Below are 11,557 nucleotides of genomic sequence, written 5' to 3'. Positions count from 1 at the left end.
TACTTTGGTTTTATGCGGGTCGGTCGCTAAAACATTAAATTATGATAAATATACGTTGATTTTGTTGGGATGTATTGACCTCAACAGCCCTCAGCAAAAGGTGGGTTTTTGCTGATCCTATTCAAATGCATGGGGCAGTTGGCTAAGCCTTTGCTAGTCTATGATATTAAATGTTAACAAGCCTTACTTTCGGGTAAGAAATAAGACTTGGTTACATTTTGACGCTTGGCTGTTTTCAAACGTCACATCCAAAAAAAGGGGCTGGTTATGTCAACACATGCTGAGGTTCAAGCACTATATCTTGCTGTTTATAACCGCGCGGCAGACTGGGAAGGGCTGCTTTATTGGGCTGATCAGCTTGAAGCAAACGGCTTTGAGGCTGTTGCTCAGGCATTCACAAAAGCACCTGAATTTGAAGAAGTATACGCGGGCCTGGACGAGGAAGGACAGGTCAATACCCTATATCAACACCTGTTCGGGCGCGATGCTGAGAGCGAAGGCCGTGCCTATTGGGCGGACAAGCTTGCTGAGGGTGAAGAGACTGTCACTGAGGTAGCGCGGTTTATTACCGATGCTGCTGAGGGGGAAGATGCGACGGCTTTTGAGCAACGGATCGATGATGCTCTGGGAGAAACCTACGGTGAAATCGTCGATTTGCTCTACGCAGGCTACTACGGGCGTGCCGCTGATGACGAAGGCAGAGCCTTCTGGATAAACGCTATCAAGTCTGCTGAGGGAGAGCTAGATTCCATCATCGATGATTTTGGTAATTCAGACGAGTACCTGGAGAAATACGGCGATCTGGATACCAGAGAGCAGGTTAACGCCCTGTATGGCAGTCTGTTCAGCCGTGAGCCGGATGCTGAAGGGGCTGCCTTCTGGACTGATAAGGTGGAGAGTGGTGAGTTAAGTCTTGCAGCATTGGCATTCACCCTGGCCCGGGGGGCTTCTGCCGATGATAAAGAGGCGTTGGAAACTAATATTGAGGCTCTCAACGAACCCGAGCCGGACCCCGGCCCCCTTGATGTAAAGGTGGCGTTTGACGGTACGGCGGTTCAGGCAGGTGATGCGGGCGCTGAATTGGGGCTTTTGAGTGCGGTTGTGTCTGGCGAGAGCGATACAGGCTTTAGTTTTAGTCTTGAAGGTGATGAACGCTTCGAGCTGGATACTGAAACGGGCACCACGCTAAAGCTCAAGGATGGCGAGTCACTGGATACGGATGAGCGTATCGAGCTGACATTGACCGCTTCTGACGGGGATGGCAACACGGCCACTGAGACATTTGTCGTCGGTGACGGCTTCCTCACCACAGGGGGAGGCGCAGATGTGCTGCGGGCTGGCGATGACGGCGCAACGCTACGTGGCGGTGGTGCTGTTGACACCATGTTGGGTGGCGCAAGTGATGACACCTTTGTGGTCGTCGGTGATGTGTCTTCTGGCGGTAAAGTGCAAAGCACCGATACTACCGAAGCGCTGGGCTTCCCGATTACCGAGCTGAATGGCGAGGTGTTCAATGAGGATGCTGACGGCGGTGCAGGCCGCATTGAAGGGGGCGGTGGTTCAAATACCCTCTATGTCATTGGTGATGCTGACCTGAGTAATTATGACATTAGCGGCGTGACGACCGTAGAAATTCGTTCTTCCGTTGTGTTTGATTCCAAGCAGTTGGAAGAGCTTGTTTCGCTGACAGGTGACGGCAGTAGCACATTGCGGATTCGCGCTGATGAACCCACCACCTTCAGGTTGGCTGAGGGCGTCAGTCTGGCCTTCCTGGGTGAAGTTGACCTTGGGGAAGGGGTAACACTGGAAGTGGATTCGCTGGATGCCCTTGGGGGAGCGCGAATTCTCAGTGGTAGTGGCGCCTTGAGTACGACCTCTGATCTTGGCTCCTTGTCAGGTTATACGTTGACCAGAGATCTGGAAGTAAGAGGGTCAGATGCCAGCGAAGCGCGTCGCGTTGATTCGGTGGATGGCAGCAAAGATGCTGACGGCGTTATTCGTGGTACAGAAGGTGATGATTACCTAACCGGTACCGCCGAAGATGACGTGCTGGATGGTCTGGCGGGTGACGATATCATGGTGGGCCTGGGCGGTGCTGATACCTACAGGGTGCCTGGTACTGGCGAAAAAACCATTATTGACAGCGGCCGGAATAGCACACTGGATCTATCCATGGCAGATGGCCCCGCCGTTGTGGATCTGACTGATGGTGGCACTATTAATGGCGGCGCAGAGGAAGGTGGCGCAACGGTGCAGCTGGGTACCGGCACCGGAGCCACCGGCCTGCAGCCGCTGGATATCCTGCTTTCTCAGGATCTTTCCGGCTCATTCAGCGATGATCTGTCGACGATTCGTACGTCAGGCTTTATAGATGACCTGATTGCCGGTGTGCGCGCGATTCAGCCTAACAGTACCTTTGGGGTAGCGACCTATGTGGACAAGCCACTAAGCCCCTTTGGTTCTAGTGGTGACTATGAGTATCGTACCGATGCTCCGCTCTCGCTGGATCCTTCCGTATTACGCAATGCTTACGAAGGTATGGAGATCAAATCAGGTGCTGATTTACCTGAATCCCAGTTAACATCATTGCTGCAAATAGGCTTGCGTGCCAATGACCCGTTGGCCTATCTGGAAGATGGCAGTGTGGATATGGATGCCACCGGCGTGGGCTACCGTCCGGATGCGCTACGCGCGTTAGTGCTGCTTACTGATGCGGATTATCACGTCGCAGGTGATGGTACTGGCCTCACTACCTTTGACGAAGAAACATTTGAGCGGATGACTTATGATCTTCCGCCTAATAATGGCGACAGGGTACCCGATGGTGACCCGCCGGGCTCAGGAGAAGATTACCCGTCCATTGATCAGGTGCGTGAAGCTCTGGAAGGCGGCGGCATCTACCCCATCTTCGCGGTAACAGGCTCTCAGATTTCGACCTACGAAGCGCTGATTGAAGAGCTGGGTACTGGGGCTGTCATTGAGTTATCGTCTGACAGTGACAACCTTGTAGATGTGTTGACCACCAGTCTGGAGGACTACAAAGCTGACTTCGTGAAAGACCTGATCGGCACAGAGTTTGCTGATCAGCTCACCGGTAATAGCCTTGATAACCGCATTGAAAGCGGAGCCGGTAACGATTGGCTGTATGGTCTGGGCGGTGATAATGTCTTGAGCGGTGAGGCAGGCGCCGATACTTTTGTACTTGGCTTCGGTGGTTCAGGCCGTGGTGTCACCACATTGACAGATTTTACCACGGACGATGACGATCTGATCGCTTTCGACAACGACGGCTTGATGAGCTTTGGTGATGATGTTGCCGAAGGTGATGCTCTGGGTGCCGATAACTTTGTTGCCCGTGATAGCCTGGCGGATATTGCGTTAGACGACGATGGTTTGATCATTCTGCAGACGGGCGTCAGTGCGGACGATCTTGCCACAGCAGCTGCCGGGGAGAGCGTGGAAGCCTATCTGATGGCTTTCAATAGCGATACCAGCATGGCTGAACTGTGGTTTGATGCTGACTGGAGCGATACCGATGGCCGTGAGCAGGTAGCCGCAGTGGAGTCACTGGATGAACTGGCCGATGTAACAGGGCTGACAGAGGAAGACTTCGCACTTTCGGTTATTGCCTGATACAGCAACCATAAGCCTGGGTTGAAGCACAAGAGGCCACCTTCGGGTGGCCTTCTTTGTTATTGCTTTTTGGGAACTGGAAGTTCCTACGCAGCCTGAGAGTCTTTTTCCGGTGGGTCTGTGGGAACAAGAGCGCGCACCAGATCCTTCATATGCAGTATCCCGACCTGCTCTCCATTCTGAACAACGCGATATACCCTCTGGGTGTTACCTTCTGATCGGGCAATCACGGATTCCAGTGTGTCATCGCCGTCGATATCGCCTGATACTTCGTCAACCGGTTGTGTGGTTTTCTCCATTACAGAGCGTACCCTCAGTACCCGGGCCCGGTTGATGTCACGCACAAAGTCCATGATGTAAGGATCGTTGGGGTGCAGCAGGATATCCTGAGGTTCGCCTTGCTGGACGATATAGCCTTCATTGAGAATCACCAGATGATCAGCAAGCTTGAGGGCTTCATCCAGGTCGTGGGTAATGAACACGATGGTTTTCTGCAGTTCCTGCTGAAGCTCTAGCAGCAGGCCTTGCATGTCGGTGCGAATCAGCGGGTCAAGGGCTGAAAACGCTTCGTCCATCAGCATGATATCCGAGTTGGAGGTTAGCGCACGGGCAATCCCGACGCGCTGCTGCATGCCGCCAGAAAGCTGGTGCGGGTACTGATTTTCATTGCCCTGTAGGCCGACACGGGCCAGCCATTTAGTGCCTTCCTTTTTTGCATCGGCGGGGTTTTTACCGCATACCAGCATCGGGGTGGCGGCGTTTTCCAGCACGGTGCGGTGGGGCAGGAGGGCAAACTTCTGGAAGACCATCGACATTTTATAACGGCGCAGTTCACGCAGGGCCTGCTCGTCATATCCAACAATATCGTCACCGTCTACCAATACTGCCCCATCAGTGGGGTCAATCAGACGGTTCAGGTGGCGGATCAAGGTGGATTTTCCTGAGCCTGAAAGCCCCATGATAACGGTAATCTTGCCCGCCAGAATATCCACATTGATATCCTGCAATCCAAGCACATGGCCATGTTCTTCAAGAAGAGTAGCCTTATCCATGCCTGCCTTGACGTGTTCCAGTGCCGTAAGCGGGTCACTGCCAAAAATTTTATATAAATGCTGGATCGAAACTTTAACCTGATCGCTCATGATAGAAGTCCTGGTCTATTGCTGCTGGGAAGTATTAACGCGCGCAAGGGCGGCTTTGGTAACACGGTCCAGCATGATGGCCAGCAGCACGATACCCAGCCCGGCGACCAGACCCACGCCAAGTTCCAAATTACGAATGCCGCGCAATACCAGCACACCCAGGCCAGGGGCGGATACCAGAGAAGCAATGACCACCATGGCCAGACTCATCATGATGGTCTGGTTGACGCCCGCCATGATGTTGGGCAATGCCAGCGGGATCTGCACGCCGTAGAGCTTCTGGCGCTTGGTCATACCGAAGGCGTTAGCTGCCTCGATCACATCCTTGTCGACCAGCCGGATACCCAAGTCGGTCAGACGGATCACCGGCACGATGGCATATAAAATGATGGCAATACCGTAGAGCTTGGGCTCGGTGACGGAGAACAGGAAGATCAGCGGAATCAGATAAACGAAGGGTGGCAGGGTCTGCAGCATATCGAGTATCGGTATCAGGCTACGCTGTAACTTGTCGCTACGCGACATGGCAATGCCTATGGGCACCCCAAGAAGCACGCACACCACCGAGCAGACAAAGATGATGGCCAACGTCTGCATCGAGTAATCGTAGTGGTCGATAAAGGCCAGAAATAGTAAAAATGACGCTACCATGCCCACCAGCTTCAGCGACTTGGAAGCAATATAAACGATAGCGAGAAGTGCTGGAATCATGATCCACCAGGGCGTTGACTGGAAGGTGGTCAGGGCGCCGTCGAGCATCCAGCTGAGCGGTTGGGTGATAGGGTCAATAACGATGGTAAGCGTATCTTTAATGCCTAAAAAGCCACTCTCCAGACCAGAGGTGAGTTGCCGGGTCTGGGCAATGGCCGGGCAGGCATCGTGGAGGTTATCCAATGAGGGAAAGGGGAGATCCCAGAGCGATGCTTCAGTTTCAGCGGAGCGGCTTGACAGCAACTCTGCCATATTCATGGTGCCGCCGGTTTTTTCACCACACCAGTTGCGCAGCCCCAAATTGTCAAACACGAAATCGTATGCTGCCATGATGGGATTACCTTGAAAGAATAAACGTTTAAACCTTGTTGGGCGCTGGAGATAATCCCAGCGCCCAGATGTGCCTGTTAACCTGGGTAAGGTTTAGAAAAGCCCTTCAAGGTTGGCTTGTGCCTCTTCGTTGAGCCAGCTCATCCACTGCTCCTGATTGTTCTGCAGGAAGTGGACAACGGCCTCATCGATGCTGGCCTGATTATCAGAATGCCAGGCAAGCAGCTGGCTCATCTGATCGTTAGAGAAGCTGACGTTCTCGACCAGGGCAAAGGCTTCAGGCGCGCGCTCGGCAAAATCAGCGGTGGTGACGTTGAAGACGCCCGCTGCCGGGAAGTCCGACACGCCAACGCTTTCACAATCGGCATCCTGGTTACAGGAGTGGATCTCTTCGTCGTATTCGCCCAGATCAACGCTGACCATATCGTACTTGCCCAGCGGTGCGGTGGGGCCCCAATAGTAGCCGAAGTAGGGCTCTTCGTTTTCATAGGCGGACGCCATGGCACTGGCCAGGGTTTCACCAGACCCATGGTTGAAGACTTCCATGCCGTGCTCTTCAAAATCAAACGCCTGAATCAGCGAGTCATTGACGATACGGCAGCCCCAGCCATCCGGGCAGTTATGAAAGCGTCCGCCGACCAGCTCGGGATTCTCAAGAACGCCTTCAATAGTGGCAAGTTCAGGATGCTCTTCTACCAGATAGGAAGGAACCAGCCAGTGTTCGGTGCCGCCATCGCTGAAGGTGTCAGAAGCTTTGACCAGCTTGCCTTCTTCTTCCAGACGGAAGTAGGCGGGCGCTGAGTTGACCCAGAGTTCAGGCACGATATCCGGCTCATTATTTTCCGCCAGTGACGTGATGGCGGTAGTCGTTGCTGAGGGGACAACGGTGACATTGCAGTCATAGCCCTGTTCGAGAAAGAACTCAATCACACCGGCCGCGATACCGCCGGATGTCCAGTTCATTTCGCCAACAGATACGTCACCACATTCAGCCTGGGCATTGGCCGTCAAAGGAAGCAGGGAGCCTGTCAGGGCCAAGGCATATAGCGGTAGCTTTTTCATGGAATCACTCCGATAGCTGGTTTATATCAACATGCCGGCGCGGCCAAGTGCGATAACAAATATCATAAATTGACGTCGCACTGAGCCGCTGCGTGATCACCACTCTAACGAAGCCGTTAATATATACAAAAAACCACCGACAGCTTACCTGCTGGATAAAAGGCTATTTGCAGGCATATAGCGAGCGGGAGATGCCAGAGGCTGGCAGGCTAAGTAGGACGAAACTTCTACTGATTGATGGAAGTGACAAGTCTTGTAGCAGAGGAAGGTGGTGCAAAATAGGCTGTTAGCTGAACGGCCTTAAACGCCTGGAACTAGGGCGTTTAGCCGTAGTCAGCTTGCCTTTGTATGCGTCAATAGAGTGTCACGCGCGGTGCGGTAGCATCTGGCAGGCTGGCGTGGCAGGGTAGCGGCCCACCTGCCTTATCAGGTTAAAAATTTGGCAACCCTTCAAGATCGCGCAATCTAGCGTTTAAGTCAATCAACGATATCGGGGATGACAGCGGCATATCTGATGAGGTGTCGCTTAAAGCACTAATGGTTCCAGTTAGGCGGCGTAATTCCCAGGCGGTGCATGCGCCGATAAACGGTAGGCCGGGAAATGCTCAGCGCACGCGCTACAGCGCTGACATTCCAGTGGTGTTCGCGCAGTAAGCTAAGAAGTGGTTCCTCCTGGGGTGTATTGGTTGATGGCGTGGCGGGTATGGGAGGAGCCATTTGCCGGGTAATACGCTGGCTCAGGCATTGGTCTGGCAGATCATTTACCGTTATTTCGTCACTGTCTGCGGTGGCCAGGGCAAAGCCAAGGGCATTTTTAAGCTGGCGGATATTGCCTGGCCAAGCGTAGGCAAGCAGGGCGCTGATGGCATCGGCTCTTAGGCGAGGAGGTGTTGCATAGGTGCGTTCCGCAACAAGTTCATCGAACACCTGACGAATAACAAAGTGTTTATCGGCCCTTTCACGCAGGGTAGGCAGACGCAGTTGGGCGCCATTCAGCCGGTAGTAAAGATCTTCACGGAAGTCGCCGCTTTGAATCATGGTGTCAATATCGCGATGGGTGGCGGTAATCACGCGAATATCGATACAAACAGGAGCATTGGCGCCGAGTGGCATTACTTCTCTTTCGGCAAGCACCCTGAGTAAGCGGGTCTGCAGGGTCAGCGGCATATCGCCAATTTCATCCAGAAACAGAGTGCCCCCACTTGCCTGGGGAATCAGCCCGCGCATGCCCTTGGCACGGCCGCCGGTAAAGGCACCGGCTTCATAGCCGAACAGCTCGCTTTCAATCAAGGCTTCAGGAATGGCGGCGCAATTAACCGCAACAAAAGGGCCTTGGGCACGCTGGCCACTGTCATGCAGAGCGCGGGCAACCACTTCCTTGCCCGTGCCGGTTTCACCACTGATCAGTACATTGACGCGGCTTTCATTGCGCAGCCTTTCTGCCAGTTTCTGCACCTTGCGGATGGCGGGATCATCGTCTCCCAGACGGGCCAGTGGTTCCGGCAAGGTTGAGTTCATTGGCTTGATTGGCTGGCTTTGACGCCCTCGGCGTGGCTCTAACAGGCTGATAAAGTGAATGGTGTTATCTGCCCTGGCGCGAAAGGCCCGCAGCTGATCCTGGGTAGCACTGTTGATACTCAACACATCGCTGATATCACATTCGAACACTTCTGCCAGCCTGGGTGCGTACCCCGCCGACCAGGGCGGCCAGCGCGCCTGATGGCGGTTGATCAGTTCGCGCCCAACCGCGTTGGCGGCAATCACCTGGCCATCTTCCTCAATAGCGATCAGCCCGCGCCCGTTGACGTGAACAAACTCCCGTGAGGTGTCCAGGCGAACAATCAGACAGTCGCGGTAGCTCTGCAGAAAATAGGCGTCTTCAATCATGCGGGCATAAAGCGTCACCAGTGACAGGCTGAAGTTCTGGCTGTCATGGGCGGTTGGCGAGTTCAGGCTGGAAATATCCAGCACGGCCATCACCTCGCCATCAGGGTCGGTGATTGGTGCTGCCGTGCAGGTCAGGGAAATATGTGAGGCATCAAAATGTTCCTGACGATGGCAGATAATCGCCTGACGGTCGTGCAGGCAGGTGCCTACCGCACAGGTACCGGCAAAGCGTTCATCCCAGTCAGCGCCCAGATAAAGCCCCGCCTTGCGCAACTGCTTATCCTGATGCGGATCGCCGCGAAATTCGACGGTAATGCCACGATGGTCGGTCAGCAACAATACATAGCCGAGTTGGGCCATCTGGGTGTAAAGCTGTTCCACCCCGGCGCGGGCCACATGCAAAAGCTCATCGACCGACTCACGGTGTTCGATCAGGGTTTGTTGGGGGACTACCCGTGCCGGACGTGGCTGAGTAGGGTCCAGGCGATACTCATTCAGACAGCGCAGCCAGGAGCGGCGAATAGTGGGCTGCGCTGGGGCATGCTGGGGCATCCCCTCGCCAAGCTGGAAGATATGTTCAATATGCTGGCGCTGTTCAGCGTGAAGCCGAGCGGGCACGGAAGTTGGCATGGCAGGCTCACAGGGTGTTGGTAATTATTATTATTAAACGTTTAGCTACCTCCTAGCCTAGGTGTTGCCGCCAAGGAGTCAATGCGCCTGCTGTGTATCCACCTAATACCTTTGTCGCGGTGTTACACCTGTAATGCCTGGGTGTAAACCGTGTGACAGGTGTCCGCGATAAAAAGCCGAAAAAAACACCTTGATCATTTATTTTATTGTTTAATTTCAATAATTTAAGTTGTTTTTGGGCGATTTGGCACGCGAGCTGCTTGGTAATGGGTGTGGTTGCACACAAGGCGCTTTATATAGCGCTTTCACCCAACAACAATAATGCTCGATTGGAGATCGCGTTATGACACAAGAATCCATGACACAACAAAATGCCACTGAAACGGTTCAAGCCTGGCTGAGCCAATTCGATAACGCCCTTAAAAGCGGTGATATTGCCCAGGTGACTGCGCTGTTTGCCGATGAATGCTATTGGCGAGATTTTCTGGCGTTTACCTGGAACCTGAAAACCTGTGAAGGCCGGGAGGAAATACACGCCATGCTGGAGGCCACCCTGGCCCATACCCAGCCAACGGACTGGCAGCTGGAGGGCGAGGCCACCCAGAACGAGGCTATCTGCGAAGGCTGGGTAACCTTCAAGACGGCTGTGGCCAGCGGGAAGGGGTATCTGCGCCTGAAAGACGGTAAATGCTGGACGTTACTGACTACCATGCAGGCGTTAAACGATTTTCCTGAGCCGCGCAATCACCAGCGCCCGAAGGGGGCTGAGCATGGCGCCAACAAACAGCGGGAAACCTGGCAGGAAGGGTGCGCCCGTGAAGAAGCCGAGTTGGGCTATACCCGCCAGCCGTATTGCGTGGTGATTGGCGGTGGCCAGGGCGGGATTGGCCTGGGGGCACGCCTCAAGCAGATGGGTATTCCCACCATCATCATCGAACGTAACCCAAGGGCGGGAGATTCCTGGCGCAACCGTTATAAGTCACTGTGTCTGCATGATCCGGTCTGGTACGACCATCTACCGTATATTCCCTTCCCGGAAAACTGGCCGGTATTTGCGCCCAAGGACAAACTGGGCGACTGGCTGGAAATGTACACTAAAGTCATGGAGCTGAATTACTGGAGCTCCACGGAATGCCAGGGCGCTCACTACGATGAAGCCGCCGGTGAGTGGGTGGTCAAGGTCAACCGTGATGGCGAGGAGATTACCCTGCGGCCCCAGCAGCTGGTGATGGCCACGGGTATGTCAGGGATGCCGAATGTGCCGAGTTTTCCAGGGGCGGAAAGCTTTGAAGGTGAGCAGCAGCATTCCAGCCAGCACCCGGGGCCGGATGCCTACAAGGGCAAGAAATGCGTCATCATCGGTTCGAACAACTCGGCCCACGATATTGCCGCCGCCCTGTGGGAGCACGATGCGGATGTGACCATGGTGCAGCGTTCATCAACGCATATCGTCAAGTCGGATTCCCTGATGGAGGAAGTGTTGGGGCCGCTATACTCAGAGCAGGCGGTGGAGAATGGCCTGACCCATGACAAGGCAGACCTGCTGTTCGCCTCGATTCCCTACAAGGTCTTGCCGGACTTCCAGCGACCAGCCTTTGATGCAGTGCGTAAGCGTGATGCCGCCTTCTATCAAAAGCTCGAAGATGCCGGTTTCCTGCTTGATTTTGGCGATGACGACTCCGGTCTGTTTCTGAAATACCTGCGCCGTGGCTCTGGCTACTATATTGATGTAGGCGCCTGTGACCTGGTAGCCAGCGGTGATATCAAGCTGCGCAGCGGGGTGGGCATTGAGCGTATCAACCCGAACTCGATCACCTTAAGCGATGGCAGTGAGCTGGAGGCTGACCTGATTGTCTACGCCACCGGCTATGGCTCGATGAACGGCTGGGCGGCGCGGCTGATATCCCAGGAAGTGGCGGATAAAGTGGGTAAATGCTGGGGCTTGGGTCAGACACCACCAAAGACCCAGGCCCCTGGGAAGGTGAGCTGCGCAATATGTGGAAACCCACCCAACAGCAAGCGCTATGGTTCCACGGCGGCAACCTGCACCAGTCGCGCCATTACTCGCATTATCTGGCGCTGCAGCTCAAGGCGCGTATGGAAGGGCTTGAAACACCTGTCTATGGGCTTCAGCCTGTTCATCACACTGCGTAAAACATAAG

Annotated in this window: 5 protein-coding genes and 1 pseudogene; 2 read left to right on the top strand and 4 right to left on the bottom strand. The window is 54.3% G+C overall.

Going from position 1 to position 11,557, the window contains the following annotated elements; all coding sequences use genetic code 11:
* Positions 1 to 267: 267 nt before the first annotated feature.
* The gene (locus OR573_13530; protein XGA79505.1) at positions 268 to 3,633 is read left to right on the top strand and encodes a DUF4214 domain-containing protein; all 3,366 of its coding nucleotides are present in this window, start codon (positions 268 to 270) and stop codon (positions 3,631 to 3,633) included.
* Between the two features lie 86 nt (positions 3,634 to 3,719).
* Here the strand turns inward: OR573_13530 and OR573_13525 are convergent, their stop codons facing one another.
* The 4 genes from OR573_13525 to OR573_13510 all read right to left on the bottom strand — a co-directional run bounded on the left by OR573_13525 (position 3,720) and on the right by OR573_13510 (position 9,395).
* Positions 3,720 to 4,775: an ATP-binding cassette domain-containing protein gene (locus tag OR573_13525; protein XGA79504.1), complete on the bottom strand. Its 1,056-nt coding sequence runs from the start codon at positions 4,773 to 4,775 to the stop codon at positions 3,720 to 3,722.
* A gap of 15 nt (positions 4,776 to 4,790) precedes the next feature.
* Complete coding sequence (locus tag OR573_13520) at positions 4,791 to 5,816, bottom strand: ABC transporter permease subunit (GenBank protein XGA79503.1); 1,026 nt, start codon at positions 5,814 to 5,816, stop codon at positions 4,791 to 4,793.
* 93 nt (positions 5,817 to 5,909) lie between these two features.
* On the bottom strand, positions 5,910 to 6,878 hold the full coding sequence (locus OR573_13515; protein XGA79502.1) for an ABC transporter substrate-binding protein: 969 nt from the start codon (positions 6,876 to 6,878) through the stop codon (positions 5,910 to 5,912).
* A gap of 534 nt (positions 6,879 to 7,412) precedes the next feature.
* Positions 7,413 to 9,395: a sigma-54-dependent Fis family transcriptional regulator gene (locus tag OR573_13510; GenBank protein ID XGA79501.1), complete on the bottom strand. Its 1,983-nt coding sequence runs from the start codon at positions 9,393 to 9,395 to the stop codon at positions 7,413 to 7,415.
* Positions 9,396 to 9,738: 343 nt separating this feature from the next.
* On the opposite strand from OR573_13510, the pseudogene OR573_13505 reads away from it, so the two are divergent.
* Positions 9,739 to 11,549, top strand: a pseudogene (locus OR573_13505) (NAD(P)/FAD-dependent oxidoreductase).
* Positions 11,550 to 11,557 lie beyond the last annotated feature (8 nt).

Source organism: Halomonas sp. CH40, from assembly GCA_041875495.1.
In the GTDB taxonomy this organism is placed as follows: Bacteria; Pseudomonadota; Gammaproteobacteria; order Pseudomonadales; family Halomonadaceae; genus Vreelandella.
Note: the sequence above shows the minus strand (reverse complement) of the source record. Positions and strands in the feature narration are given on the sequence as shown.

Excerpts from the sequence above, each read along its gene's own strand:
- OR573_13510 (XGA79501.1), bottom strand. The coding sequence starts at position 9,395 with ATGCCAACTTCCGTGCCCGCTCGGCTTCACGCTGAACAGCGCCAGCAT.
- OR573_13520 (XGA79503.1), bottom strand. The coding sequence starts at position 5,816 with ATGGCAGCATACGATTTCGTGTTTGACAATTTGGGGCTGCGCAACTGG.
- OR573_13525 (XGA79504.1), bottom strand. The coding sequence starts at position 4,775 with ATGAGCGATCAGGTTAAAGTTTCGATCCAGCATTTATATAAAATTTTT.
- OR573_13515 (XGA79502.1), bottom strand. The coding sequence starts at position 6,878 with ATGAAAAAGCTACCGCTATATGCCTTGGCCCTGACAGGCTCCCTGCTT.
- OR573_13530 (XGA79505.1), top strand. The coding sequence starts at position 268 with ATGTCAACACATGCTGAGGTTCAAGCACTATATCTTGCTGTTTATAAC.